The following is a 26433-nucleotide window of genomic DNA, read 5'->3' as shown; positions in this document are numbered from 1 at the left end:
GGCGGGAGTGGTCTCTCCGTGCAGCTGACCGCTCTCGACCTCACGGACTACCGCTCCTACCCGCGGCTCACCCTGCCGGTGCATCCGGGCATCACGGTGATGGTCGGCCAGAACGGCCAGGGCAAGACGAACATCGTCGAAGCCGTGTGGTACCTGGCGACCCTCTCCAGCCACCGCGTGCCGCACGACGCGGCACTGGTGCGCCGCGGGGAATCGACCGCGATCATCCGCGCCACCTTCCAGCGTGCCGGTCGCCCGCTGCAGGTCGACCTCGAGATCACCCCGGGCAGGGCGAACCGCGCCCGGCTGCAGGGCCAGAACGTCTCCCGCCTGCGCGACCTGCTCGGCGAGGTGCGGGCCGTGCTCTTCGCGCCCGAGGACCTGGGCCTGGTCAAGGCCGATCCCGAGGGCCGGCGACGCTTCCTGGACGAGCTGCTGTTCGTCATCGCCCCCCGCTACGCCTCGGTCAAGGCCGACTACGACCGTGTGCTCAAGCAGCGCAGCAACCTGCTCAAGCAGATGCGTTCCCTGCGCCGCGGCAGCAGCGCCAATCCCGTCGGCGGCCTGGACCCATCCGAGACGGCCGCCTCCACCCTCGAGGTGTGGGACCAGCAGCTCGCCCGCCTCGGCGCGGATCTGCTGCGCGCCCGGCTCCACCTGGTCAACCGCCTCCGCCCCCACCTGGGCTACTCCTACCTGCGGGTCGCCACGGACGAAGGCGCCGAAGAGGCCCTCGACCTCCCGCCCGACCAGCGTGGGGACGTCGATTCCCCGGCCGACGTCGCCTACCGCTCCACCGCACTGGACGAGCTCGGGGCCGCGCCGGGACAGCTGCCCAGCACCCGCGAGATCCACGACGTGCTGCTGGATCTGCTCGCCCGCCGCCATGACGAGGAGATCGACCGCGGCGTCACGCTCAGCGGGCCGCATCGCGACGACCTCGAGATCCGGCTGCACGACTTCCCCGCCAAGGGCTATGCCAGCCACGGCGAGTCCTGGTCCCTGGCCCTCGCCCTGCGACTGGCCTCCTACGATCTGCTGCGGCTCGAGGAGGGCGACCTCGGGGACGGTGAACCGATCCTCATCCTCGACGACGTCTTCAGCGAGCTCGACACCCGCCGCCGCGACCGCTTGGGGCGGATCGTCACCCACGCGTCGCAGGTGCTGATCACCACCGCGAACGACAGTGACATCCCCGCGTCCCTGGACGGCGAGATCCACGTCGTCGACGTCAGCCTGGGAGCGGCCGTGCCCCGCGAGGACGGGAGCCGGCCATGACCCCGCGTCCCGGCGGCGACCCAGGCAGCGACGGTCCCTCCCGGCCGCGCCTCGCCAATCCCTACGACCTCTCCACCTGGACCGGTCGCACCGACGGCGCGCGTCCCGGCCCCTCAGCCGGACAGGCACTGCCGGCTCCACCGGAGGAGTCGGGCCGCGGCTCACGGGCGACGGCCCCGAGCGGGTCGGCCCGGTCGCGCCGCGAGGGCAGCACCGGCCCGGACGCGGCCTTCGGGGCGGGCGCCCCTGGTGGTCCCGGCGACGGTGACGGCACGGTGGGCGCGGACGAGACCGAGGAGCTGTACGACCCGCCGGACCTCGCCGCCGTGGCCGACCCCTTCGAACTGGCCCGCCGCACGGTCAACCGCTCGCGGGCCGCGGCGCGGGACCGGGGCCTGTTCCCCATCTCGGCGAAGACCCAGGCACGAGATGTGCGCGACCGATCCGGCAGCGCGCCCGGCTACTCGGGCTCCCGGCCGGACCCCCGGGACCCCCAGAGCATCGAGACCGTGCTGCGCAAAGTGCTGGGGAACCTGGGCTGGAACGCGGGGATGAGCGCCGGGCGCGTGCTGGAGGAATGGGACGACATCGTGGGCGAACGGATCAGCACCCACTGCCGCCCCGTCAGCTTCGAGGACGGCGTGCTCGTGGTCAGCGCCTCCTCCTCCGCCTGGGCATCCCAGCTGCGGATGCTCTCACCCCAGCTGATCACGACCATCGAGGAGCACATCGGCGCCCACGTGATCTCCGAGCTGCGGGTCACGGGCCCGGCCGCGGCCGAGCGCAGCTGGAAGAAGGGCCGGCGCACTGTCACCTGGCGCGGACCCCGCGACACCTACGGGTGATACGCGCCTCGGCCCCGCCACGGCGGGCCACCGACTGCTAGCGTGGGCTCCGACGAGCTGGAAAGCTCGCGTGCACTGGGGTCGGTGAAATTCCGAGCCGGCGGTGACAGTCCGCGACCCGATGGCCTTCGGCCCTCGGTTGACCAGGTGGAACTCCTGGACCGACGGTCAGAGTCCGGATGGGAAGCGCACGCGACGTCGTCCTCCGGACGGCCCTGGCCGCGCACTCTCCGTGCGCTGGCAGCGGCACCCCGGAGTGACGCCGCCTCCGTGACCCCTCCCTCACTCCGGACCGCGAGCGACGCGGACCGGAGGAGAGAGCATGCTGAACACGCATGAGCGCGACGCCCTGCGCCGCGCCTTGGAGATCGCGGCGGATCCTGGCGTCCCCCTCGGCCCCAATCCCCGCGTCGGCTGCGTCCTGCTGACCCCGGACGGCACGGTCCTCGCCGAAGGCCACCACCGCGGGGCCGGCACGGCCCACGCCGAAGCCGACGCCCTCGCCGGCGCTCGCCGTGAGGGAAGGGGATCGCCGGCCGGGGCGACGGCCGTCGTCACGCTCGAGCCCTGCACCCACGTCGGCCGCACCGATCCGTGCGCGGACGCGCTGATCGCCGCCGGCATCGCCCGGGTCGTCATCGCCCGCCGGGATCCGAACCCCGTGGCCGCCGGCGGGATCGAGACGCTGCGCGCCGCAGGGATCGAGGTCGAGGACGAGGTCCCGGAGGATCTCGCGGCGCGGGCGGCCGCCCTGAACCGCGGCTGGGAGCACGGCCTGCGGCACGGCCGCCCCCTGGTCACCGCGAAGATCGCCCTCACCCTGGACGGCAAGGCTGCCGCGGCCGACGGCAGCAGCCGCTGGATCACCGGCGAGACCGCCCGGCAGGAGGTCCACCGCCTCCGCGCCACCTGCGACACCGTGCTGATCGGTACCGGCACCGCGCGCGCGGACCATCCGACCCTCACCGCCCGCCGGGGCGACGGCACGCTCCTGCCCCGGCAGCCGCACCGGGCCGTCATGGGCACCAGCGACCACCCGCCGCTGCCGGCCCTGGACGGAGCCGGCCCCGAGATCCCGCTGCGCACCCGGGATCCCTCCAGCGCCCTCACCGATCTTTTCGAGCGCGGGCAACGCCACGTGCTGCTCGAGGGCGGGCCCACTCTCACCGCCGCCTTCCTCGCCGCCGGCACGGTCGACGAACTCATCGTCCACCTCGCCCCGACCCTGCTCGGCGCCGGCCCCGCCGGGATCGGTGACCTCGGCATCACCACGATCGCCGACCGCCTCGACCTCGACCTCGTCACCACCGAGCCACTGACCTCACCCGACGGGCGCACCGACCTCCAGCTGACCCTGCGCCCCCGCACCACCCGACCCTGACCCGAAGGGAACCCACCATGTTCACAGGCCTCATCGAGGAGCTGGGGACGGTCGACGCCGTCATCCCGCCCGACCAGTCCCATCCCGACCAGCCCCGGCCCGACGGGACCGGGCCCGACCACGGCACCGTCCGGCTGCGGATCCGCTCGCCCCACGTCCTCGAGGACGTCGCCCTCGGCGACTCGATCGCCGTCAGCGGCTGCTGCCTGACCGTCGCGGACATCGACGGCGAGATCTGGACCGCCGACGTCATCCCCACCACCCTCGCCGCCACCACCCTCGCGGGTCTCAGCGCCGGCGACCGCGTGAACCTCGAGCGCTCGCTGCGCGCCGACGGGCGCCTGGGCGGGCACATCGTCCAGGGCCACGTCGACGGGGTCGGCGAGATCCTGGGCCGCGAGGAGGGCGAGGGCGGGACGCTGCTGCGCCTGAGCACCCCGGGCCTGGATCGCTACCTCGTGGAGAAGGGCTCGCTCACCGTGGACGGGGTGAGCCTCACCGTCGCCGCGCTCGAGGACGGCCTGGTCACCATCGGGCTGATCCCCGAGACCCTCGAGCGCACCACGCTTGGCCTGCGCCGCGTGGGCGACCGGGTCAACCTGGAGGTCGACGTGCTCGCGAAGTACGTCGAGAAGCTGACCGCCGGCGCACTGGCCGGAGCGGAGACCGGACGATGAGCACGCTGCGACTGGACCCGATACCCCGCGCGATCGACGACATCGCAGCCGGCCGGCCCGTGATCGTGATCGACGACGAGGACCGCGAGAACGAGGGCGACCTGATCCTCGCCGCGAGCGCCGTGACCCCGGAGCTGCTGGCCTTCGCCGTGCGGTACTCCAGCGGTCTGCTCTGCGCGCCCGTGAACGCCGCCCGGGCCGACGCCCTCGAGCTGCCGCTGATGGTCGCCTCCAACGCCGATCCGCTGCGCACCGCGTACACGGTCAGCGTCGACGCCCACGAGGGCGTCACCACCGGCATCAGCGCCGCCGACCGGGCCCGCACCCTGCAGGTGCTGGCCTCCCCGCGGTCCGGCCCCGGCGATCTGATCCGACCGGGACACGTCTTCCCCCTGCGAGCCCGCGACGGCGGCGTGCTCGAGCGGCGCGGCCACACCGAGGCCGCGGTGGACCTCACGCGCCTGGCGGGACTGCCGGACGTCGGGATGATCGTCGAACTCGTCCACGACGACGGCAGCATGATGCGCGGGCCCGCCCTGCGCGAGTTCGCCGATGAGCACGGTCTGGCCATGATCTCCATCGAGGCCCTCGTCGAGCACCGGCGGACCCACGACGCTCCGGCGTTCGCGGAGTCTCCGGAGCTGCCGGCCGCTCCCGTCCCGCAGGCGAGGCACGAGCCGCTGGAGGTCACGGCGCCGGTGGAGCTGCCGACGAGATACGGCCGGTTCCGTGCGCTCGCCGTCCGCGAGGGCTCGGCAGAGCACCTGGTCCTCGTGCGCGGCGAGGTCACCACGCCCGGGCCGGTGCTGACGCGGGTCCACTCCGAGTGCGTCACCGGGGACATCCTGGGCAGCCGGCGCTGCGACTGCGGTCCCCAGCTCGAGGAGTCGCTCGCCCGCATCGATGCCGCCGGTCGGGGGGTGCTGATCCTGCTCCGCGGCCATGAGGGCCGCGGCATCGGGCTGCTGGAGAAGCTGCGCGCCTATGCGCTCCAGGAGCACGGCCGCGACACCGTCGACGCCAACCTCGATCTCGGCCTCCCCGTCGACTCCCGATCCTTCACGATCGTCCCGCAGATCCTCGACCACCTCGGCGTCGGCGCGATCGAGCTGCTCACCCAGAACCCGGCGAAGGCCGACGCGCTGCGCGCCGGAGGCGTCGAGGTCACGGGCACGGTGGACCTCACCACCCACGCCACCCCCGAGAACCTCGCGTACCTGACCACCAAGCGCGACCGGCTGGGCCATCACCTCGTCGGCCTGCCACCGATCACCTCCGCCGGCCTCCCCCGCGAGGCCGGCACCGCACCGAACGGAGAGAGACCATGAGCGGATCCGGAAGCCCCACCGCGGAGATCCCCCACCTGCCCGGCGCCCGCGTCGCCCTCGTCGCGGCCTCCTGGCACGACCAGGTGATGGACGGTCTGATCGCCGGCGCCCTGCGCGCCTGCGCCGAGGCTCAGCTGCCCGATCCGGCCGTGCTCCGCGTCCCCGGCAGCATGGAGCTGGCCGTGGTCGCGGACCGCCTGGCCCGCACCCACGACGTCGTCGTCGCCCTCGGCGTCGTCATCCGCGGCGGGACCCCGCACTTCGACTACGTCTGCCGGGCGGCGACCGACGGACTCTCCCGGGTCAGCCTCGACCACGGGATCCCTGTGGGCTTCGGCCTCCTGACCTGCGATGATGAGCAGCAGGCGCTGGATCGTGCGGGTCTGCCCGGATCCGGTGAGGACAAGGGATACGAGGCCGCCTCGGCGGCTCTGGTCACGGCCGGAGTGCTCGGGAGGATCCCGTCGGCCGCTGGCGGGAGGAGCTGAGTAGCCGCGGGGACCGGCCGGCGCGGACGCATCGGATCCTCAGATTCGCCTGTGCCGCGCCCGGACCCCGGGCGACGTACCGGTCCCCGTCGGCCGGTCCGTCGGCGCCTTGCAGAGCCCTTCGCGCGACGCGTGGCACCGATTCTGCGTCACGTTGTCCACACGACGGAGTGGCGTAGTAGGTCCAGACGGCGTTTTCCGGTAGAATCGAGCAGGTTCGGCCGACGTCCTCCGACGTCCTCGTGGACTCATGCCGTCGGCTCGGCCGCTGTGGCCTACGGGTCCCCGTACGCGCGTGCGCGCGCGGGAGCTCCGTGGGCCGCCTGTGTGCTGAGCCGGACCCATGGGCCGCGGCGCACTGCCGAACTCCCCTCGGCGCACTCCGGGCCGAGGGACCCAGGACTGCGAGGAGCCACACCAGGTGAGCGACAGCGACCGACCCATGCCCGACCAGGACGCGCCCCAGAGCATCCCGGACCCGTCGTCCGGAACCAGCGAGGAGACCGCCGCCGCCCCGGTGCCCGGGTCCGCCGGCGAACGGGCCGCCCACGCTCCCGAGCACTACGAGGCCTCGGACATCACCGTCCTCGAGGGCCTCGAGGCGGTCCGCAAGCGCCCGGGCATGTACATCGGCTCCACCGGTGAGCGGGGCCTGCACCACATGGTCCAGGAGATCGTCGACAACTCCGTGGACGAGGCGATGGCCGGCCACGGCGACGCCATCGAGGTGACCCTGCTGGCCGACGGCGGCGTCCGCGTCGTCGACCACGCCCGCGGCATCCCCGTGGACATGCACCCCACCGAGGGGAAGCCCGCGGTGGAACTGGTGCTGACCGTGCTGCACGCCGGCGGCAAGTTCGGCGGCGGCGGCTACGCGGTCTCCGGCGGTCTGCACGGCGTGGGCTCCTCCGTGGTCAACGCCCTGTCCTCCCGGATGGAGGTGGAGATCCGCCGCCAGGGCCACGTGTGGCGCCAGGCCTACCGGCGCGGCGTCCCCGAGGGCCCGCTGGACAAGGGCGAGGAGACCGAGGAGACCGGCACCACCATCACCTTCTGGGCCGATGACGAGATCTTCGACGAGACCGTCTACGACTTCGAGACCCTGCGCAAGCGGTTCCAGCAGATGGCGTTCCTGAACAAGGGCCTGCGGATCACGTTGACCGACGAGCGCCCGTCCGAGGACGATCAGGACGGCGAGGACGACATAGTCGACGTCGAGCTGGCGGCCGAGGGCGCCGGCACGGGGACCGGGCCGCACTCGGTCACCTACCTCTACGAGCGCGGCCTGCAGGACTTCGTCGAGTTCATCAACACGGCGAAGAAGGCCGAGGTGATCCACCCCGACATCATCTCCTTCGAGTCCGAGGACACCGAGGCGCACATCTCCGTCGAGGTGGCCATGCAGTGGACGGGTGCCTACTCGGAGTCCGTGCACACCTACGCCAACACGATCAACACCCACGAGGGCGGCACCCACGAGGAGGGCTTCCGCAGCTCGCTGACCTCGATCGTGAACCGCTACGGGCGCGCACAGGGCCTGCTCAAGGAGAAGGACGCCAACCTCACCGGCGAGGACATCCGCGAGGGCCTGACCGCGGTGATCTCGGTGAAGCTGGGCGAGCCCCAGTTCGAGGGCCAGACCAAGACCAAGCTGGGCAACACCATCGCCCGCACCTTCATGGTCAAGGTGATGACCGACCAGCTCCAGGACTGGTTCGTCTCCCACCCGCAGGAGGCCAAGGCCATCGTCATGAAGGGCCAGGCGGCCGCCGCCGCCCGCGAGGCGGCCCGCAAGGCCCGCGACGCCACCCGCCGCAAGTCGCCGCTGGAGTCCGGCGGCATGCCCGGCAAGCTCAAGGACTGCGCCTCCCGCAATCCTGCGGAGTCGGAGATCTTCATCGTCGAGGGCGACTCGGCCGGCGGCTCCGCGGTCTCGGGCCGTGAGCCCTACAACCAGGCGATCCTGCCGATCCGCGGCAAGATCCTGAACGTGGAGAAGGCCCGGCTGGACCGCGCGCTCGACAACGCGGAGGTCCGCTCGCTGATCACCGCCTTCGGCACCGGCATCGGCGAGGACTTCGATGCCACCAAGCTGCGGTACCACAAGATCATCCTCATGGCCGACGCCGACGTGGACGGCCAGCACATCGTCACGCTGCTGCTGACTCTGCTGTTTAGGTACATGCGCCCGCTGATCGAGCTCGGCCACGTGTTCGTCGCCATGCCGCCGCTGTACCGCCTGAAGTGGTCCAACGCCCCGCACGAGTACGTCTTCAGCGACGACGAGCGCGACGAGCGCCTCGAGGCCGGCCGCGCCGCCGGCCGCCGGATCCCCAAGGACAACGGCATCCAGCGGTACAAGGGCCTCGGCGAGATGGACTGGAAGGAGCTCCAGACCACCACCATGGACACCAACTCGCGCACCCTGAAGCAGGTCACCGTCGACGAGGCCGCCGACGTCGACACCATCTTCTCCGTCCTGATGGGCGATGACGTCGAGTCCCGGCGCCGCTTCATCCAGGAGAACGCCAAGGACGTCCGCTTCCTCGACATCTGAGGGCTCCCCGGGGCCGCGCACGGCCCGGCCCGAGCGCCCCCGGGAACGCCCACGACCCTCGGCCCCACCCGAAAGGCCTTCCACGCCATGAGCGACACTCCGCAGGACCCCAACAGCCCTGACGAGACCACGCCCCAGGACCCCGGCACCGGGCCCGCCGACGAGGCGACCCCGGATCCCGAGGCGCCCTCGCTGCCCGGCGGCATCGTCGGCCCCTCCACCCCGGAGGGCTCCCACGAGGTCTCGCAGTCCGAGGCGGCCGATCGCACGGTCACCCTCGTCGATCCGCTGGATGAGAACGAGGTCGACCGCATCACCCAGGTCGACCTGAACCAGGAGATGCAGCACTCCTACCTCGACTACGCGATGAGCGTGATCGTCTCCCGCGCGCTGCCGGACGTGCGCGACGGCCTCAAGCCCGTCCACCGCCGCATCGTCTACGCGATGTACGACGGCGGCTACCGCCCCGACCGCTCCTTCTCGAAGTGCGCGAAGGTCGTCGGCGACGTGATGGGCAACTACCACCCCCACGGCGACAGCGCGATCTACGACGCCATGGTGCGCCTGGTCCAGCCGTGGGCGATGCGGTACCCGCTGATCCTTGGACAGGGCAACTTCGGCTCCGCGGGCGATGACGGTGCGGCCGCACCCCGGTACACCGAGTGCAAGATGGCGCCCCTGGCGATGGAGCTGGTGCGGGACATCGACCAGGACACGGTCGATACCCAGGGCAACTACGACAACACCATCGACGAGCCCGTCGTGCTCCCGGCCCGCTTCCCGAACCTGCTGGTCAACGGTTCTGCCGGGATCGCGGTGGGCATGGCCACCAACATCCCCCCGCACAACCTGCGCGAGGTCGCGGGGGCCGTCCAGTGGTACCTCAGGAACTACGAGGCCACCAAGCCCGAACTGCTCGAGGCCTGCCTCGAGCACATCAAGGGGCCCGATTTCCCCAACGGCGCCACGATCGTCGGCACCAAGGGCATCGAGGACGTCTACCGCACCGGTCGCGGCTCCATCACGCAGCGCGCCGTGGTCTCCACCGAGGAGATCAACGGCCGCATGTGCCTCGTGGTGACCGAGCTGCCGTACCAGGTCAACCCCGACAATCTCGCCCGCAAGATCGCCGAGATGGTCAAGCTGGGCAAGATCCAGGGCATCGCCGACATCACCGACGAGACCTCGGGCCGCACCGGCCAGCGCCTGGTCATCACCCTCAAGCGCGACGCGGTCGCCAAGGTGGTGCTGAACAACCTCTATAAGCACACCCAGCTGCAGGAGAACTTCTCCGCGAACATGCTGGCCCTGGCCGGCAATGTGCCCCGCACCCTGTCGATCGACTCGTTCGTCCGTGAGTGGACCAAGCACCAGATCGACGTCATCGTGCGCCGCACGCAGTACCGCCTGCGCAAGGCCGAGGAGCAGATCCACATCTACCGCGGCTACCTCCGCGCCCTGGACGCGCTGGACGAGGTCATCGCGCTGATCCGCCGGTCCCCGGACGCCGACGAGGCACGCACCGGGCTGATGGAGCTGCTGGAGATCGACGAGCTCCAGGCCAACGCGATCCTGGCGATGCAGCTGCGCCGGCTGGCCGCCCTGGAGCGCCAGAAGATCATCGAGGAGCACGACCGGCTGCAGGCCCTGATCGAGGAGTACAACGCGATCCTGGCCTCCCCGCAGCGCCAGCGCGACATCGTCTCCGAGGAACTGTCCGAGATCGTCGACAAGTACGGCGACGACCGCCGCACCCAGATCCTCCCGTTCGACACCGACATGTCGATGGAGGACCTGATCCCCGAGGAGGACGTGGTCGTCACCATCACCCGCGGCGGGTACGTCAAGCGCACCCGCGCCGACCAGTACCGCGCCCAGAAGCGCGGCGGCAAGGGGGTGCGCGGGGCCTCGCTGCGCGCGGACGACGTGGTCGAGCACTTCTTCACCACCACCACCCACCGCTGGCTGCTGTTCTTCACCAACCAGGGGCGGGTCTACCGCGCCAAGGGCTACGAGCTGCCCGAGGCCCCGCGGGACGCCAAGGGCCAGCACGTGGCGAACCTGCTCGCCTTCCAGCCCGACGAGAAGATCGCCTCGGTCCTGACGATCGATACCTACGAGGATGCCCAGTACCTGGTGCTGGCCACCCGTTCGGGGCTGGTCAAGAAGACTCCGATGCCGGCGTTCGACTCCAACCGCACCGGCGGCATCATCGCCATCAACCTCCGCGACATCGACGGCCCGGACGGGCCCGAGCCGGACCGGCTGATCGCCGCCCGCGCGGTCGACAGCGAGGACCATCTGCTGCTGGTCTCCCGCAACGGGCAGTCCGTGCGGTTCCCGGCCGGTGACGACGTGCTGCGCCCGATGGGCCGCGCCACCTCCGGCGTGACCGGCATGAAGTTCCGCCATGACGACCAGCTGCTGGCCATGGACGTCGTCCGACCCGGCCAGTACGTCGTCACCGTGACCGAGGGCGGCTACGCCAAGCGCACCAGCATCGATGAGTACCGCGTCCAGGGCCGCGGCGGCCTGGGCATCCGGGTCGCCAAGCTGCCCGACGACCGGGGCCACCTCGTCGGCGCCGCCGCCGTGGAGGAGTCCGACGAGCTGCTCGTGGTCATGGAGCGCGGCCGCGTGGTCCGCTCCCGCGTCGCCGAGGTGCCGGCCAAGGGCCGCACCACCATGGGCGTCGTCTTCGCCAAGCCCGACAAGGGCGATCAGATCCTGCTGGTCACCGCCAGCCCCGAGTCCGAGGTGGACGAGGAGCTGGCCGAGGTCGCGGAGACCCCGGACCTCGACGAGGGCGCGGCGGCAGAAGGCGGGGATGCTGTGGAGATCTCGAGCGAGGACGAGTCGCAGTCAGCTCCGGCCCCCTCCGATGATCTAGGCTCTGACGAGTCCGACCGGTCGCCCTCCGGCGGCGACGACACGATCGAGGAGTGATCCGTGAGCACGAGTGACTCGAGGACTGCCTCCACGTCCCGCACGTCCTCCCCCCAGAGCGCGTCGCCGGATGCGACCTCGAAGCTCCCGGTCGTCGAGGACGGCAAGGAGACCGACGGCTCCTCCGACGAGAGGATCGGGACCGGGAAGGGCTCCGCCGCCCGGGGCGCCAGCCGCAGCCCGAAGAAGGAGACCGCGAGCTCTGCTGCGGCCTCCGCCGAGAAGCAGCGGCGCGGGCCGCGCCGCGTGCGGCTGACGCTGGCCCGGCTCGACCCGTTCTCGGTGATGAAGCTGTCCTTCCTGGTGGCGATCGCCATCGGTATCGCGACCGTGGTCGCTGTGATCCTGATGTGGAACCTGGTCGACGCCATCGGCCTGTGGACCCAGATCGATCAGCTGGGCCGTGACCTCAACGGCGGTGATCCGCTGCCGTTCATGGAGTTCTTCGAGTTCTCCAAGATGGTCAGCTACGGCACCATCGTCGCCGTGGTCAACGTCGTGATCATCACCGCGCTGGGTACGCTGCTGGCCTTCCTCTACAACCTGGTCGCCGCGCTCCTGGGCGGGCTGAAGGTCACCTTCACCGACGACTGATCCTGCACCACGCACTGGACGGGCGGGCACCTGCGGGTGCCCGCCCGTTGTGCGTCTGCGGTCAGTTCCTCCACATCGGCTGCAGGGTGGGGCCGTTCTCGATCAGCCGGATCGGCTCGCCGTGGGCCGAGAATCCGTGGCGGAGGTAGAGGGCCCGATTGGCGGGGGTGGAGGCCTCGAGGTACAGGGGCAGCCCGAGCTCCCGGGCACGGGCGATCCCGGCCTCGATCAGGGCGTGGCCCGCTCCTCGGCCCCGCTGCTCGGGAAGCACGGCCATCGAGACCAGATGCAGGTGCGGCAGGCGCGGCGTGCGGGCCGCGGTGGCCCGTTCCACGGCCCGCAGTCGCCGGGTCGCGGTCTCCTGGGCCGGGGGCTCGCCGTCCTCCGGATCCCCGTCGCTCGGGCCGGTGTCGGGGACCGGCACCCAGATGGAGACCCCGATCGGGGACTCCGCCGCGTCCAGCGCGAGGATCACCGCATCGGCCTCGAGTGCGGCGCGCAGGGAGTCGCGGAAGCTCTCGCGCAGCAGCGCATCGCGGCGGGCGGGATCGGAGAGCGCCCAGGCGGTGACGGCCTCGTCGGCGAAGGCAGTGGCGCACAGGTCGACGACGGCGTCGTACTCGTCGGCGGTGGCGGCTCGGGCGGTGATGGCTGACGTCATCGTGGGTGCTCCTCGGTCCGGTCCTGCTGGGACTGCTGGTTCTCGCGCGTTCCCCACCAGGCTCGTGGCAGCGGGTCCGGAGGGGGAGTAGTTTCGTCACAGCACCCTGTGTGACGAAAAGGGAGGCCGACGTGACGTGCTGCGAGTGCGGGAAGAGCTGGGCCGATCAGCGCAGGGCCGGGCGCCCTCGTCGGTACTGCTCCAGGTCGTGCCAGGCCCGGGCGTACCGTCGGCGTCGCGACGAGGGGCGGCTCCGCTCCGCCGCGCGACCCGCCGCAAGGCGCACCGGGCCCGACTCCGACGCAGCCGGGCAGGTCGACATCGAACGCGCGCTCGATGTCGCTGTCGCCCTGGCTGACCGGCAGGGCATCGGCGCCGTGACCTTCGCGGCCCTCGCGGGGCGGACCGGCGCGTCGATGAGCACGCTCCGGCAGCTGGTGGGCACTCGGGACCGGCTGGTGGCCCTGATGGTCCAGCGGATCGTCGCGCGCAGCAGCCGGGAGGGCCGCAGCGGGCAGGAGACTCGCCGGAAGGATCCACCGGTCGAGAGGCTGCGGGCTCTCGCGCAGGAGGAGTGGCAGCGGTACCTGGCCCATCCGTGGCTGGTGGAGGTCCTGGCCAGCACCCGCCCTCCGCTGGTGCCCGCCGTCCTGGAGGCATCCCGCGCCATGGTGGAGGCCTTCGTCGAGATGGGGTTCGACGCGGACTCGGCGCTGCGCCGGTACCTGGCGCTGAGCGGCTACATCCAGGGGATGGGCCTGCTGGTCGCGGCAGAGCGGCAGGAGGCCGGCAGCACCGGTATCGCCTACGGTGCCTGGTGGGCCGACGAGGTGCGGCGCCTGGACCGTACCGGCGTGCGGCGGGGCCATCCCTGGCTCGCTGAGCTCACGGAGGAGCCGCACGATGCCGGCGACTCGTTCGACGCCGATCGCGCGTTCCAGGAGGGCCTCGGCCCGATCCTCGACGGGCTGGCAGCCGGGGCGCCGACGGCCTGAGGGCGCTACTGCAGCTCGGTGACGTCAGCGACCTGTGCCTGCAGGTGCGTGAGAGCGGGCTCGGCCGCAACGGTGACGGCGACGCCGTGGGCGCCCGCGCCGAGGGAGATGCGGCGCGTGGGATCCCCGGCCAGGGATGCGTCGGCGATCACCGGCCAGGCGGTGGTGGCGCCGAACGGGGTGATGGTCCCGCGTTCATAGCCGGTGACATCCCTGGCGACGTCCTTGTCGGGCATGGAAAGGCGGTTGACGCCGAGCACGGCGCGCAGCTTCGGCCAGGAGATCTCGCGATCGCCGGGCACCAGCACGAACAGGAAGTCCCCCTCGGCGCGGCGCACCACGAGCGTCTTGACGATCGATCCGGGCTCGACCCCGCGCGCGGCGGCCGCCTCGGCGAGGGAACCCACCCGCCCGTGCCGGGTGATCTCGTACTCCAGGCCGGAGGCCTCCAGGGCCTCGATCGCGCGGTGTTCGCTCATGTCCTCACGATAGTGACCCCGGCGCGCGATGGCGGGGTGGGGCGGGACACCGGATCCTGGGGCCGGCGGGTACCGGTGGTTAGAGTCGAGTGATGCCTCCTTCCCCCGCCGTGACCGCCCAGGCCGATCCCGTCGAGACCGAGGTCGACGCCGGCGTCGATGCCCCGGAGGACTATCCGTGGACAGGACCGGCGGTGCGCTCGGCACTGCTGCTCAGTGCCGGCATCGCGAACCTCGATCCGACGGGTGGAGTCGACGGCCCCACGGAGAACCAGGACGAGCCCCTGGTGGACGTCGGGGCGATCGAGTCGGCCCTGGTGACGGACGGCGCGGCCCCGCTGGCCGAGCGCACCCTGGTGGTGGCCGTCGGCTCCAACCAGACCCCGGAGACCATCGCCCGCAAGTACGCCCGCTCCGGGCGGGATCTGCACCCGGCGACCCCGTTCGTGCGGTGCACGGTGCGCGGTCTCGCCGTCGGCCACTGCGCCCACACCTCCCGGCGCGGGTACATCCCGGCGGCGCCCTATCGGGCCGAGGACGTGCGCACCGAGCTGGTGGCCACCTGGTTCGACGACGAGCAGCTCGCCGTGGTCGACGAGACCGAGCCGAACTACGAGCGGGTGCGCCTGGACGCGGCGCGATTCCCGCTCACCTTGGCCACGGGTCATCGGCCCGCCCACTACGACGTCTACGCCTCCAGCTGGGGAGTGGTCAGCCGCGACGTGCCCGTGCCCCTGCGCCACCGCCAGCAGGAGATGTTCGACGAGCTCGTGGCCCACACCGGCAGCGATCAGGCGCGCGGGACGGCCGCCGAGGTCTGCGCCCGCTTCGCCGCGGCGCCCGATGCCCTGAACCAGCTTCTGCGCCAGCACGGACTGGTGGCCCAGGACGGCCTGCCGCGCACCGCGAGCTGACCGTCCGAGGAGTTAACCCCAGGTCAGCGGGTCCAGCTGCAGGTGGAACCGGAGCCGATCCGCGTCGACGGGGTGCCCATAGAGGGGCTCCAGCGAGTCGGCGAACGTCTCGGCGAGCTCGGGCCAGGTGTCCCCGGAGTTAGCGAGCAGCAGACTGAGATCGGCGTGCCGGTCCGCGAGGCCGAGCCGACCGAGATCGATGAACCCTGTGACCTCGAGGGAGTCCGGGTCCACGAGGACGTTGGGCAAGCACAGGTCTCCGTGGCAGACCACGAGATCGCCCGCTTCGCGCTCGAGCTGTGCCGGGAGCTCGCTCTCCAGCGCTGTCAGCAGGTCACGCGGGTCGACGTGCTCCTGCTCAGGCCGCAGGAACTCCGGACTCACCGCCCCGCGGGAGACGACGTCGGCGGCCGTGGCGGCCATGTGCTGCAGCCCCCGATCGAAGGGGCAGTCGGAAATCGCCGTGGCATGGAGTCCGCGGGCGGCCCGCACGACGGACGCCCAGACCTGCCGGGCGTGACTTCGGTCGACCTGGTCCGCGGGGACGCCGGGGACCGCGGTGGTCACGAGACAGGCTCCGTCGGCGTTCGCCGCCCAGTGGGCCACGCGGGGACCAGGGATGCCGTGGCCTCCTGCCCATCGGGTACGGTCCCGCTCGGCGGCCAGGTCGGCAATCCCCTCCATCGGGACCAGCTTGGCGTACAGGCGTTCGCCCTCACTGGCGTGGACCCGCGCTGCGGACTCGCCGCTGTCCACCTCTCGCCACTGCTCATCGGCGAGGTCGCCCAGCAGCACTCGTTCCTCAGAGGTCCAGCTCATGCGTTCAGAGTACGCAGGCTCATCCCACCCGGAAGTCGACGCGGTGCCAGCCGCTGGCCCCGTTCGGAGCCGGGTTCGCACGCTGCTCGGTCTGGACCTCGCCCTCGCCGTCCGTCGCCCGCACCTCGGCGGTGTGCTCGCCGGGGGTAGCCTCCTCCCAGCGCAGGGACCATTGCGCCCACGTGTCAGCGCTGACCTCGGAGCCGAGGGTGGCCTCCCTCCACTCACCGTCGTCGATCCGCACCTCGACCGCGGCGATACCGCGCTGCTGCGCCCAGGCGGTGCCGCCGAGCATGACCGCTCCCTCGGCATCGGGCGCGAGGGTCGCCGAGGAACGGGGCACGTCGATGCGGGAGGCGGTCTTGATGGGGCCGCGCTCGGACCAGCCGCGGGTGGACCAGTAGGCGGTGTCGTCGGCGAAGCGCGTCACCGTCAGCTCCGTCAGCCACTTGGTGGCCGAGACGTACCCGTACAGCCCCGGCACCACCATCCGCACGGGATAGCCGTGCTCCAGTGGCAGCGGCTGACCGTTCATGCCGACGGCGAGCAGAGAGTCGCGCCCGTCGGTGAGGGCCTCCAGCGGGGTGGAGGCGGTGAACCCGTCGACCGAGCGGGAGAGGACCATGTCCGCGCCCTCGCGCACCCCGGCGCGCTCGAGCAGGGCGGCCACGGGTACGCCGAGCCAGGTGGCATTGCCCGCCAGATCGCCGCCGACGGGGTTGGAGACGCAGGCCAGCGTCACGTGCGCCTCGGTCATGGGCTCGGCGAGGAGGTCCTCGAAGCTCAGGGTGAGCTCGCGCTCCACGAGTCCGTGGATGCGCAGCTGCCAGGTCGTGGGATCCACGCGCGGCACGGCGAGGGCGGTGTCGATCCGGTAGAAGTCGCCGGTGGGCGTCAGGAACGGGGGCATGCCCGCGACGTCGATCTGGGCGCCCTCCGGGATCTCCTCGGCGCGGGAGCGGGGCGCCGGGAGGGCGAACTCCGCCGCCCGGCGCGCGAGGTCGCGGGAGGCGTTCACCCCGCGGGCCCCCGCGGCGACGATGACGGCGAGCACTCCGACCGCCCCGACGCCGACCAGGGAACGCCGGCGCGTCCAGGCCGCCTCGGCCGCGCCGTCCTCATCGGCCGGGACCGATGGGCCACGGACGAGGCGCAGCAGCATCAGCAGCGCCGGCACCGCGATCACGGTGCCGAGCACGGTCGGGATCGCGTCGGCCGCGGTGTTCTGCGCTCTGGTCAGCACGATCACGGCGGCGAACAGCCCGAGCCCGGCCAGCACCACGGCGGCGATGGCAGGACGGCGCGAACCGAGCCACCCGTTCAGTCCCGTCAGCACCACGTAGACGGTGAGCATCGAGGCGAACAGCACCATCTTGTCGTGGGTGCCGAACAGGGCGATGGCGAGGTCCTTCACCGCCGGCGGGATGATGTCGATGAAGCCGCCGCCGACGGCGATGAACGGCGCGGAGGAGGAGCTGAAGGCCAGGGATGCGAGCTCGGCGACGGCCAGCAGCACGATGCCGCCGATCACGCCCGCGACCACCGACCACCAGCGGTTGCCGGTCCGGAGCGGAACGGTGGGGGCGCTCATGAAAGTTCTCCCAGCATCATGGGGTCGGACGTGGGCTGGTCGGAGCCGGTCATCGGCTCGAGGGTCAATCCCAGCTCTGCCGAGGAGGGGACCTCTCCGTGCATCATCACGGTGTCGTCCGGCTCGGTGATCATCCCGGCGCTGTGGTACCCGGCGGGGTCGACCAGCCACACCTGGTAGGCACTGCCCTCGGGAGGTCGCGGCAGGTCACTGGCCTCGATGAGCATCGCCCCCTGCTGGCGGGAGTACATCAGGCTCAGACTGCCGCCGGGGTCCGCCGGGAGCGTGACGTGGGAGGCGTCGTCGGCCGCCATGATCGTCGACATCATCTCGTGCTCCTCCTCCATGGCCTCGATCGTGGCCCGGGCCTCCTGCTCGGCGGCCCGCTCGCTGCCCCACAGGCCGAAGCCGGCCACGGAGGTGACCAGCAGCAGCGCCGCCGCGACGGCGAGCCAGCGCGTGCGCCGCACGCTCGAGCGGTACCGATCCGCGGGAACGACGGCGGGATCGTGGGAGTCCGGGTCGGTGGCGTCGCCCGCGGGTCGGGTACCGGCTGGCGGGGGCAGCTGGCGGGTGCGGGCGATCCGTCCCATCACGGCGTCCTTGAGCTCGGGACGAGGGGCGATCGGGTCGAGGCCGCGAGCCAGCTCACCGGCGGTCTCCTCGAAGGATCCGGCCTCGGCCGCGGCGTCAGGGTCCTCGGCGAGGTACTCCTCGAATCGGGCGCGCTCGCCGGCGTCCAGGGCGTTCAGCGCCCAAGCTCCGGTCGCGCTGTGCTGGGGCTCGCTCACGAGGTCACCCCCAGCCTGTCGCGGAGGGCGACCATGCCGTCTCGGATGCGGGTCTTCGCGGTGCCGACGGGGATGTCGAGCAGGGCGGCCACCTCACGATGGCTGTAGCCGCCGAAATAGGCCAGGCGGATCGCATCGGCCTGCAGCGGGGTCAGGGACCCCAGGGCGTTGCGCACCCGCTGGGACTCGGCTCTCATGATCCCCTCCTCCTGCACGTCGATGACGTTCTCCTCGATCCTCCGCATCCCCTCGTCGGCGTCCCGGCGCCGTGCGGCCTCGCTGGCCCGGACGGTGTCCACCGCGCGGCGATGAGCGATGGAGCACAGCCACCCGTGCGCCGAGCCGCGGGCGGGATCGAACCGGGTGGCCTGCCGCCAGATCTCCACGAAGACCTCCTGCAGCACCTCCTCGCTCATCGGGACATCGCGCACTACTCGTCTCACCAGGGCGAACAGCAGCGGCGAGACCTCGTCGTACAGGTGGGAGAACGCGTCCTCGTCCCCGAGGGCCACCCGGCCCAGCAGCTCGGCGACCTCAGGTGACTGGCCTGTACCCGCGCCGATCAGGCGCATGTCGGCATCACCGGGCCGCGGCCGCGCGCTGGGTGGATCCGCCTCGAGGGGCTCACGAGGCATCGGCAGCTCCTTCCGGGATCGCAGGGACGGCAGGACGCCGGTGCGGCGCGCCCGCCGGTGCGACAACTGCGTGCAGTGTGCGCCGCCGTGCGCGGATCCGCCACCGTCGAGGGGTCACATGTCCTCGTCGGAGTCCATGTCCTCGTGCTCCTGGTCCTCCATGCCGCCGCCGTCGGACATCTCGCCACCGCCATCGGAGGACATCGAGCCGTCCTCGGTCTGCTCCATCGAGGGCTGGTCGCCCTCGTCCATCGTCGGCTCCTCGTCCGTGCCGCCGGAGCACGCGGCGAGCAGGGCGACGGAGGCGGCCAGGGTGCCGACGGCGGGGAGCAGAGTGCGGACCTTCATGACGGTCTCCTTCGAATCTCAGCGTGGTCGCACCCGATCGGGTGCCACGAGAGGAGTTCGGAGCCGACGGCGGACCGGATTGGTCCGAGATCGCATCGATCCCGGGGCCTGTGACCTCCCGTACAACTGCCCTGGCCGGTTGGACGCGGTGGGAGGTGGCGCGGTAGCGTAGTTCGTCGGTGGCTGAGGCCGGTACGCTTCGGAGATCAGCCCCCATGGGCCTATAGCTCAGTCGGTTAGAGCGCTGTCCTGATAAGACAGAGGTCACTGGTTCAAGTCCAGTTAGGCCCACTTCGAGGATCGGAGGACTCGTGAAGACGTTCATCAAGGTCGCCGCCGTCCTGATCGGCACGTCCGCCGCCGGTCTCCTCGCCTGGCGGAAGGTCGAATCCGACCGGATGCGCAATGATCTGTGGAGCGAGGCCGAGCGCGTCTCCGCAGAGCAGGACGCAGCCGCGGAGCAGGCCGAGTCCGCTCCCGCAGCCCGGATCTGATCCACCCGCTTCATCCCGGCGCCACGGCGCTCAGGGGCCTTGGCGCAATTGGTAGCGCATCTGCTTTGCAAGCAGAGGGTTAGGGGTTCGAGTCCCCTAGGCTCCACGTAAGTCGAGAGAATTGGGACGGAGCACTCCTGCATCCGTGGGGCCCGCAAGATGGTGCGCCGCGTCGCTCACATCGGCACCGGCGAGCACGAACAGCAGCATGTAGATGCCTGCCGCCGCGGCCCTGCGGCCTTGCGGAATTCCACCTTCGTGAGGAGCCTGCCCGGGCCGGGAACGCCTACAAGCAGTACCGTACGTCCCACCTCGTGCGTTTGCTGCAGATCGGACGCCTGCAAGAGCTGGGCATGCCGTTGTCGAGCATCGCGGAGCTCGAAGAAACCGGCGAGGCCTTCACACGGACGCTGCGCGCCCTCGATTCCCAGCTCGCCGCCTCCATCGCCCACCAGCAGCAGGTGCGGGTCGAGATCGCTGACCTCCTGCGCCATCGCGCCGACCCCGACGTCCCCGCCGGGTTCGCCGACCTCGCAGACCAACTCACACCTGCCGACCGCGCGATGGTCATGATCAGCGCCCAGTTTTACGAGGAGCAGGGCCGCCAGGACATGCGGGCCATCGCCGCGCACCACCGGAAGGCCGACGATGCCTTCGACGAGCTCGCTCCGGACGCCACCGCCGACGAGATCCGGGCTGTCGACGCACGTTTGGCTCCAGTGCTCCGCGCGATCCACGAGCAGTACCCGGGCACGCGGACCCCGCCGACGGGCATCGTCAGTCGCGCCGCATTGGAAGACTTCGCCCAGGCGGTCACCGACCTCTATAACCCCGCCCAGGTAGAGGTGCTGCGCCAGGCGCACCGGCTCGCGCTCGAAGGTCCCACAGACTCCGCCCGGGACGCCGCGGAACAGTAGATCTCCAGCTCGGTTGCGCGGACATCCACGAATCGGATCGTGCCGAAACCATCGTGACCCGACAGCGCACCGAGGGTATCGACGGCCTACCGGATGAGTTGTGCGCGCCAGGCCCACGCGGCAATCTCGACGCGGTTGCGGGCCCCGAGTTTCACGCTGATATTCCGTGCGTGGGTCTTCACCGTGGAGACGGTGATGAACATGTCGGCTGCGATCTCCTCGTTCGTGCGACCCCGGGCTATGGCGGTCGCGATCTCGAGTTCGCGCGAGGAGAGGTCGTGCGAGGGATCCGGCGCCGGCTGGTTGTCGGCGATCTCGCCGAGCAGTCTCATCGTGATCGAGGGGGAGACGAGGGCGTCACCGCTGGCTGCAGCATGGACAGCCTCGACCAGGAGGCGCGGGCCGGCGTCCTTCAGCAGGAACCCCGAGGCCCCCGACAGGATCGCGGTGCGCAGGTACTCATCGGTGTCGAAGGTGGTCACGACGACCACGCGCGGAGCCTCGGGCATCGTGGTGATGAGCCGTGTCGCGTCCAGCCCGTTCATCCCCGGCATACGGATGTCCATCAGCACCACGTCGGGGCGCAGCCGTCTCGCCGCGCTCACCGCGTCCTGCCCGGTCCCGACGAGGCCGACCACGGCGATGTCGTCCTCTGCTTCGAGCACCATGCGGAAGCCGGTGCGGACCATCTCGTGGTCGTCGGCTAGGACAACGCCGATCATCGCGCCGCGCCTGTCGGGAGGCACGCGCGGACGCACCAGGTTCCCGGCACGTCCGGCCCGACGTCCAGACGTCCGCCGAGCATCGCGACCCGTTCCGCGATGCCCGCCAGTCCGTAGCCGGCTGGTCCCTGGCCAGCGGCATGCTGCCGGACGCCGTCGTTGCGGATCTCGAGGACCAGCTCTGCGCCGACCCTCCGCACATCGACCCAGGTACGTCCGGCCGGGGCGTGCCGCCGCACATTGGTCAGCGCCTCGCGGACGATCCGGTAGGCAGATTCCCCGAGCCCCGAGAGAGAGAGGCGTCCGCAGCATCGAGGGTGAGTGTGGTCCGCTCCCGCCCCGGGTCGAAGCTGTCCACGAGGGCCGGGATATCTGCCAGACCGTAGGGGACGGAGAGCGGGGCGGGATGTGCCGATTCATCGCGGATCGCGCCGACCATGCGTCGCATACCGGAAAGCGCCTCGGAGCCGGCTTCCTCGATCGCGGAGAACGCCGCTGCTGCTCTCTCGGAATCGGTGCGGGCGACAGCGTTCGCCGCCTGGGCCTGCACGACGATGCCGCTGACCTGATGAGCGACGACATCATGGAGCTCCCGTGCGAGCTCCAGCCGCTCCGCGCGCCGAGCGTCATCCAGCGCCGCCTGTCGAGTCGACCGGACGTGTCGCGCCGCGATCCCGGCTGTCGCCGCACAGCCCCAGAGCACGATGCCGAGCAGAGCGGAGGTGGCATCAGGCTCGAGACGCAGCAGCACACCGGCGAGGACCGCCAGCAGCGTCGCGGCGCCGATGACGACCGCACCGCGGGGCGAGGACTCGCGCCGCATCCCGACCACGGTGGCCACGAGCAACGCAGCAGCCTCGGTCACGGACGGCGCGAGGTGGCCGGTGAAGGCCGCGAGCAGAGAGGCAAGCAGCGAGAGCGAAAGCATCGTCACCACCGTGGCGCGCGGGGGCAGCAACCAGCGCAGGAGGGCGATGGCGGCGGCGATGAACGCGACGAGCGCCGTAGCCAGCGCTCCGGCGATTGCCTCGATGCCGGGGTCCGGGGGCATAAACCGCACGCCGAGCTCGAAGTCCATCGCCAGGAGCAGCATCAACAGCAGAAGCTCGACCACCACCGACACAGGCCGCATCCATACCGGGCGAGAGGCCCGCCGCACCTGCCATCCCTCGATGATGTCCACCACGCGAATAGTTTAGAACGGGGCCGGGCTGCGGCTGCGGGGCAGTCGCGGCCGGACGGATTCTCGTCCGAACGAACGATCAGCGGCGGCGCAGATCGCTCCTGCGGCCGAGGCGTACGGAGGGGCCCGCTCAGCATCATGAAGACATGCCTCCCCTCATGAACGACTCTCCGGAGACCACCGACGATACAGAGAAGCAGTACGCCGTCCGTGTGCTCGACGTCGTGCGCGAGTACGGCTCCGGCACCGGGAAGGTCCGCGCTCTGGACGGCCTCAGCATCGCCGTGGCGGCGAATCGCTTCACCGCGATCATGGGTGCGTCCGGTTCGGGCAAGTCCACTCTTCTCCACTGCCTGGCGGGCCTCGACCCGCCGACCTCCGGACGGGTCCTGCTGGGCAGAACTGAGCTCGGCTCCCTGGATGACCGTGCACTGACCGCCGAGCGCCGCGACAGGATCGGCTTCGTGTTCCAGGACGGCAACCTGCTCCCGCATCTCACCGCAGGCGAGAACATCGACCTGGGTGCCTCTCTGTCGGGTCGTCGTCCCGACCGGTCATGGCGCACGCAGCTCGTCGAGCGCCTGGGCATCGTGGACCGACTCGGCCACCTGCCGTCGCAGTTGTCCGGTGGGCAGCGCCAGCGCGCCGCCGTCGCGCGTGCGCTGCTGGGACGCCCGGACCTGGTCGTGGCCGATGAGCCGACCGGCGCCCTGGACAGCACCTCGAGCCGCCAGCTCCTGGAGATGCTCCGCGGGTGCGTCGACGACTACGGGCAGACCGTGGTCATGGTGACGCACGACCCTGCCGCCGCGGCGTTCACCGACGAGGTGATCCTGCTCGAGGACGGGCGGGCCGTCGATGCTTTCCCCTCCGCGAGCAGCAAGGCAGTGCTCGAGCGCGTCGGCGAGAGCGCCACCCGTCAGGCGGTGAGCAGGCGATGATCCTGCGCACCGCCCTTCTGAGCGCGCTCCGGCGCCCGCGCCAGGCGATCCTGATCGGGATTGCCGTCGTTGCCGCCACCGCTTTTGCCGCCGCGGCGCTCCTCCTTGCCATCAACGGACGAGTCGCCCTGGAAGCGTTCGGGATCACCACCCCGAAGGCGGCGGACGGCGTGATCGTCCCGCCTGGGGACTTGGAGGCGGGGGAGGTCTACGGGATCGCGGAGGCCGTCCGGGCGCTGCCCGACACGGATCAGGTCGTCGTCGAATCCCTCGGAGACGTGGAGGTGGAGATCGGCGGGACCACCTCGACATGGAAGCTGAGCAGCGATCCGGGCTCTGGTCCGCTGACCGCGGTGCCCGACCTGGCCTCAGGCAGCGCGCCGGAGCTCGGCCAGGTGGTGCTGGGCGAACGGACAGCCGATCGATCCGGAGTTTCGGTGGGGGACCCGCTTGTCGTGGAGGGCCGTGAGCTGACGGTGGCCGGGATCGGACCGGTGCACGAGTTCGGGCGGGACGCGGCACTGATCCGCGAGGCGGACGCCGCCGATTTCGGCTCCGTCATGACTCCTGTCCAGATCTTTGTCACTGGCGACGTGGACCTCACCGAGCTCGAGGCTGTGGCGCCGAGCAGCGTGGTCTTCAGTGGCGAGGAAAAGCGAGCGGAGGAGGCGCGGACGGTGACGGACACCCTCGTCGGCGTCATCGGCGGTCTCGTCCTGTTCGTCGCCCTGGCCATGCTGGCGGCCGTGGTGATCGTGAGCTCTACCTTCCGCATCCTCCTCGCTCGCCGTGCCACCGAGCTCTCCCTTCTGCGCTGCATCGGGGCGACCCGGGCGCAGGTGCGTCGGCTCGTGCTCGTCGAAGCCGTATGCATCGGTATCGTCGGCGGTATCCTCGGGGTCGGCATCGGCACCGGCGTCGGTGCGGCGATGATCGCGATCGCTCGGGACGCGGGACTGTTGGCCGACCCATTCAGCGCGCCCGTGGCGGGACTGATCGGCTGCGTTGCCCTGGCCACGGTGTCCTCGCTGGTCGCGGCGCTGCCCGCGGCTCGCGCCGCCGGGCAGGCGTCACCCGTCGAAGCGCTCGGCAGCTCTCGTTCGACCGAGGCACGTCCGGTGCGACGACGGCTGCGCCTCGTCCTCGCCATCGCTCTCACGGCCGCGGCGGTGGCAGCCGCCGGCCTCGGTGTGCTCGTCTCTACCGAGCAGGAGTTCCTCGGGTTGGCGCTCGTGGCGCTCAGCGGCACCCTGGTGTTCCTCGCGCTCGTGCTCGTCGGACCGTTCTTGGTGAGCTTCGCCGCCACCGTGCTGAGGCCACTGGCGTCCCGGTTCCCGTCGATGAGTCTTGCGGTCGCGAACGCCCGTCGCGCGTCACGGCGCACCGCCGCGATAACCACCGTGCTCACTCTCGGAGTAGGGCTCACCGCGGCGCTCACCGTGGGAGTCGCAGGTGCCACGCAGGACGCCCGCGAAGGGGTCGCTCGGAACTTCCCCGCACCAGCGATCATCCCTACCGACATGGTCGAGGACCCGCACGCCCTTGTCGCTCAACTCGACGAGCACCCCTCCGTCGAGGCACGGATCGACGATCTCGACATTCTCATCGACGCGAGCCCGGGAACGAGCGACGACGAGCTGCGAACGGCGGTGCTCGAGACCACCGACCCTGGCACAGACGTCTTCTGGGCGGCAGATGTGCAGTCGGGTATCGACCAGATGATCCTCATCGGACAAGCCGTCGGTGGCGCGATGACCGGCGTGACCATCCTCGTCGCACTGATCGGCGTCACGGTCACCTTGGCCCTCTCGGTCACCGAGCGGCGCCAAGAGATCTCACTGCTGCGAGCGCTGGGCCTGACCCGGGCCGTGACACGTCGTTCGATCGGTGCCGAGGCCGCACTCGCAGCAGCGGTCGGCGCCAGCACGGGTGTCGGCCTCGGAAGCATCTTCGGCGCCCTCGCTCTGCACATCCTCGGTATGGATGTGGGGACGCCACCCCTCGGAGCCCTCGCTCTGCTGTTCCTCGCAGTGATCGCTGTTGCGATCGCGGCCGCGGCGATCCCGATGTGGAACGCCAGCCGCGTCCCACCCGCCATCGGGCTGGTGGGGTGATTCGACACCGAGCCGCCCCGCCCGCCGCTCCGAGACCGCTGTGAGCGGTCGATCTCTCCCACACCGCACGGAGGCACACCATGGCCACCCCACGTCGAACCGTTCAGCTTTCTGCCGTTGGAGCGGCTGCCACGATGCTCCTCAGCGGCTGCACGATCTTTCAGGACGCCTTCCAGATAGGAAAGAGGGAATTTACCTTCGACACCGCCGCCGAGGCGAAGGCGTCGAGCGAGTCTTTCCGCTTCCAAGGATTCCTTCCCGACGACGCCACCGACATCAGACTCGTCGCGCAGCTCGACAGTGATGAGAACGTGTTCCAGTGGACTAGCCCGACGCCGTTCACCTCGGAGCTCTGCACCGAAGGCGCGGTCTCCACCGAACCGCGAATCGACGCCCAATGGCTACCGGAGTCATTACCCGATGAGGGCCATATTTGCGGCACCTGGACAGTCGTGCACAGCGGAGACGTTCATTACGCCTGGAACTGACGCGCCGTCATCGCACCGACCCTCGACGCCTCATCGAGTTCGTCGGAGCCAGCCGCGGTCGCGGGCGACCCTCGCCGCGTCGCGGCGAGCCGTGGTACCGGTATCGTGCATATTGTGCCGGGAGTAGGAGAGGTACTTGTAAGCCACGTCCGGCACGAGGGACAATCGCCCCGGAGAGCTCCCGGGCCGAGTAGCTCTCGCGGTCAGCGATCGGCGAACTGCCCAGGACAGACGCTTCAAGCACGTA

26 protein-coding genes, 2 tRNA genes and 1 riboswitch are annotated in these 26433 nt (G+C 71.0%); of the genes, 18 read left to right on the top strand and 10 right to left on the bottom strand.

The genetic code is table 11. The features are described 5' to 3' along the window. The first annotated feature begins 18 nt into the window (after positions 1–18). The 9 genes from recF to ACFQRD_RS11240 all read left to right on the top strand — a co-directional run bounded on the left by recF (position 19) and on the right by ACFQRD_RS11240 (position 12094). The gene (recF, locus tag ACFQRD_RS11280; protein WP_377017941.1) at positions 19–1278 is read left to right on the top strand and encodes a DNA replication/repair protein RecF; all 1260 of its coding nucleotides are present in this window, start codon (positions 19–21) and stop codon (positions 1276–1278) included. Then, complete coding sequence (locus ACFQRD_RS11275) at positions 1275–2123, top strand: DUF721 domain-containing protein (protein WP_377017943.1); 849 nt, start codon at positions 1275–1277, stop codon at positions 2121–2123. The genes recF and ACFQRD_RS11275 overlap by 4 nt, the downstream gene beginning before the upstream one ends. Before the next feature lie 66 nt (positions 2124–2189). Beyond that, a riboswitch (FMN riboswitch) is annotated at positions 2190–2319 on the top strand. Positions 2320–2445: 126 nt separating this feature from the next. Beyond that, entirely contained in the window at positions 2446–3504 is a 1059-nt protein-coding gene (ribD, locus tag ACFQRD_RS11270) for a bifunctional diaminohydroxyphosphoribosylaminopyrimidine deaminase/5-amino-6-(5-phosphoribosylamino)uracil reductase RibD (RefSeq protein WP_377017945.1), read from the top strand. 17 nt (positions 3505–3521) lie between these two features. Then, positions 3522–4181, top strand: coding sequence for a riboflavin synthase (locus tag ACFQRD_RS11265; protein WP_377017947.1), 660 nt, complete (start codon positions 3522–3524; stop codon positions 4179–4181). Then, a complete protein-coding gene (gene ribB / locus ACFQRD_RS11260) occupies positions 4178–5509 on the top strand; it encodes a 3,4-dihydroxy-2-butanone-4-phosphate synthase (protein WP_377017949.1) in 1332 nt (443 codons plus the stop codon). Before ACFQRD_RS11265 ends, ribB begins: the two co-directional genes overlap by 4 nt. Continuing rightward, positions 5506–5997 (top strand): 6,7-dimethyl-8-ribityllumazine synthase, encoded by a 492-nt coding sequence (gene ribH / locus ACFQRD_RS11255; protein WP_377017951.1) that lies wholly within the window; start codon positions 5506–5508, stop codon positions 5995–5997. Before ribB ends, ribH begins: the two co-directional genes overlap by 4 nt. 442 nt (positions 5998–6439) lie before the next feature. Beyond that, positions 6440–8554, top strand: coding sequence for a DNA topoisomerase (ATP-hydrolyzing) subunit B (gyrB, locus tag ACFQRD_RS11250; RefSeq protein WP_377018132.1), 2115 nt, complete (start codon positions 6440–6442; stop codon positions 8552–8554). Positions 8555–8893: 339 nt separating this feature from the next. Then, complete coding sequence (gene gyrA / locus ACFQRD_RS11245) at positions 8894–11500, top strand: DNA gyrase subunit A (protein WP_377018133.1); 2607 nt, start codon at positions 8894–8896, stop codon at positions 11498–11500. Positions 11501–11503: 3 nt separating this feature from the next. Continuing rightward, the gene (locus ACFQRD_RS11240; protein ID WP_377017953.1) at positions 11504–12094 is read left to right on the top strand and encodes a DUF3566 domain-containing protein; all 591 of its coding nucleotides are present in this window, start codon (positions 11504–11506) and stop codon (positions 12092–12094) included. A 61-nt stretch (positions 12095–12155) separates the two neighbouring features. Here the strand turns inward: ACFQRD_RS11240 and ACFQRD_RS11235 are convergent, their stop codons facing one another. Then, entirely contained in the window at positions 12156–12755 is a 600-nt protein-coding gene (locus tag ACFQRD_RS11235; protein WP_377017955.1) for a GNAT family N-acetyltransferase, read from the bottom strand. Between the two features lie 416 nt (positions 12756–13171). On the opposite strand from ACFQRD_RS11235, the gene ACFQRD_RS11230 reads away from it, so the two are divergent. Next, the gene (locus tag ACFQRD_RS11230) at positions 13172–13750 is read left to right on the top strand and encodes a TetR/AcrR family transcriptional regulator C-terminal domain-containing protein (protein WP_377017957.1); all 579 of its coding nucleotides are present in this window, start codon (positions 13172–13174) and stop codon (positions 13748–13750) included. A gap of 5 nt (positions 13751–13755) precedes the next feature. Here the strand turns inward: ACFQRD_RS11230 and ACFQRD_RS11225 are convergent, their stop codons facing one another. Beyond that, the gene (locus ACFQRD_RS11225) at positions 13756–14229 is read right to left on the bottom strand and encodes an aminoacyl-tRNA deacylase (RefSeq protein WP_377017959.1); all 474 of its coding nucleotides are present in this window, start codon (positions 14227–14229) and stop codon (positions 13756–13758) included. A gap of 92 nt (positions 14230–14321) precedes the next feature. Here ACFQRD_RS11225 and ACFQRD_RS11220 point away from each other — a divergent pair, with 92 nt between their 5' ends. Continuing rightward, positions 14322–15143, top strand: coding sequence for a hypothetical protein (locus ACFQRD_RS11220; protein WP_377017961.1), 822 nt, complete (start codon positions 14322–14324; stop codon positions 15141–15143). 12 nt (positions 15144–15155) lie between these two features. On the opposite strand, the gene ACFQRD_RS11215 is transcribed toward ACFQRD_RS11220, so the two are convergent. The 5 genes from ACFQRD_RS11215 to ACFQRD_RS11195 form a co-directional block, all read right to left on the bottom strand. Then, positions 15156–15962, bottom strand: coding sequence for an aminoglycoside 3'-phosphotransferase (locus ACFQRD_RS11215; protein WP_377017963.1), 807 nt, complete (start codon positions 15960–15962; stop codon positions 15156–15158). Positions 15963–15981: 19 nt separating this feature from the next. Continuing rightward, positions 15982–17553, bottom strand: coding sequence for a molybdopterin-dependent oxidoreductase (locus tag ACFQRD_RS11210; RefSeq protein ID WP_377017965.1), 1572 nt, complete (start codon positions 17551–17553; stop codon positions 15982–15984). Next, positions 17550–18344: an anti-sigma factor domain-containing protein gene (locus ACFQRD_RS11205; RefSeq protein WP_377017967.1), complete on the bottom strand. Its 795-nt coding sequence runs from the start codon at positions 18342–18344 to the stop codon at positions 17550–17552. The genes ACFQRD_RS11210 and ACFQRD_RS11205 overlap by 4 nt, the downstream gene beginning before the upstream one ends. Then, entirely contained in the window at positions 18341–18979 is a 639-nt protein-coding gene (gene sigK / locus ACFQRD_RS11200; protein WP_377017970.1) for an ECF RNA polymerase sigma factor SigK, read from the bottom strand. The genes ACFQRD_RS11205 and sigK overlap by 4 nt, the downstream gene beginning before the upstream one ends. A gap of 114 nt (positions 18980–19093) precedes the next feature. Next, entirely contained in the window at positions 19094–19327 is a 234-nt protein-coding gene (locus ACFQRD_RS11195; protein WP_377017972.1) for a hypothetical protein, read from the bottom strand. Positions 19328–19544: 217 nt separating this feature from the next. On the opposite strand from ACFQRD_RS11195, the gene ACFQRD_RS11190 reads away from it, so the two are divergent. The 4 genes from ACFQRD_RS11190 (at position 19545) to ACFQRD_RS11175 (ending at position 20738) form a co-directional block, all read left to right on the top strand. Beyond that, positions 19545–19618, top strand: a tRNA-Ile gene (locus ACFQRD_RS11190). Between the two features lie 20 nt (positions 19619–19638). Continuing rightward, positions 19639–19821, top strand: a complete 183-nt coding sequence (locus ACFQRD_RS11185; RefSeq protein WP_377017974.1) for a DLW-39 family protein — start codon at positions 19639–19641, stop codon at positions 19819–19821. Between the two features lie 33 nt (positions 19822–19854). After that, positions 19855–19927, top strand: a tRNA-Ala gene (locus ACFQRD_RS11180). A gap of 247 nt (positions 19928–20174) precedes the next feature. Then, entirely contained in the window at positions 20175–20738 is a 564-nt protein-coding gene (locus tag ACFQRD_RS11175; protein WP_377017976.1) for a hypothetical protein, read from the top strand. Between the two features lie 86 nt (positions 20739–20824). Here ACFQRD_RS11175 and ACFQRD_RS11170 read toward each other — a convergent pair whose 3' ends face one another. Genes ACFQRD_RS11170 through ACFQRD_RS11160 form a run of 3 tightly spaced genes read right to left on the bottom strand, consistent with a single transcriptional unit; the run spans position 20825 to position 22646 of the window. Next, positions 20825–21484, bottom strand: a complete 660-nt coding sequence (locus tag ACFQRD_RS11170) for a response regulator (RefSeq protein WP_377017978.1) — start codon at positions 21482–21484, stop codon at positions 20825–20827. After that, positions 21457–21699, bottom strand: coding sequence for a sensor histidine kinase (locus ACFQRD_RS11165; protein ID WP_377017980.1), 243 nt, complete (start codon positions 21697–21699; stop codon positions 21457–21459). The genes ACFQRD_RS11170 and ACFQRD_RS11165 overlap by 28 nt, the downstream gene beginning before the upstream one ends. A gap of 5 nt (positions 21700–21704) precedes the next feature. Next, complete coding sequence (locus tag ACFQRD_RS11160) at positions 21705–22646, bottom strand: histidine kinase (RefSeq protein WP_377804247.1); 942 nt, start codon at positions 22644–22646, stop codon at positions 21705–21707. Positions 22647–22789: 143 nt separating this feature from the next. On the opposite strand from ACFQRD_RS11160, the gene ACFQRD_RS11155 reads away from it, so the two are divergent. From ACFQRD_RS11155 to ACFQRD_RS11145, 3 genes are all read left to right on the top strand, one after another. Then, positions 22790–23584 (top strand): ABC transporter ATP-binding protein, encoded by a 795-nt coding sequence (locus tag ACFQRD_RS11155; protein WP_377017984.1) that lies wholly within the window; start codon positions 22790–22792, stop codon positions 23582–23584. After that, positions 23581–25698: an FtsX-like permease family protein gene (locus ACFQRD_RS11150; RefSeq protein ID WP_377017986.1), complete on the top strand. Its 2118-nt coding sequence runs from the start codon at positions 23581–23583 to the stop codon at positions 25696–25698. Before ACFQRD_RS11155 ends, ACFQRD_RS11150 begins: the two co-directional genes overlap by 4 nt. An 80-nt stretch (positions 25699–25778) precedes the next feature. Further along, the gene (locus ACFQRD_RS11145) at positions 25779–26186 is read left to right on the top strand and encodes a hypothetical protein (protein ID WP_377017988.1); all 408 of its coding nucleotides are present in this window, start codon (positions 25779–25781) and stop codon (positions 26184–26186) included. The last annotated feature ends 247 nt before the right edge of the window (positions 26187–26433 follow it).

Origin of the sequence: Brachybacterium sp. GCM10030268 (assembly GCF_042666305.1) — a bacterium.
In the GTDB taxonomy this organism is placed as follows: Bacteria; Actinomycetota; Actinomycetes; order Actinomycetales; family Dermabacteraceae; genus Brachybacterium.
Note: the sequence above shows the minus strand (reverse complement) of the source record. Positions and strands in the feature narration are given on the sequence as shown.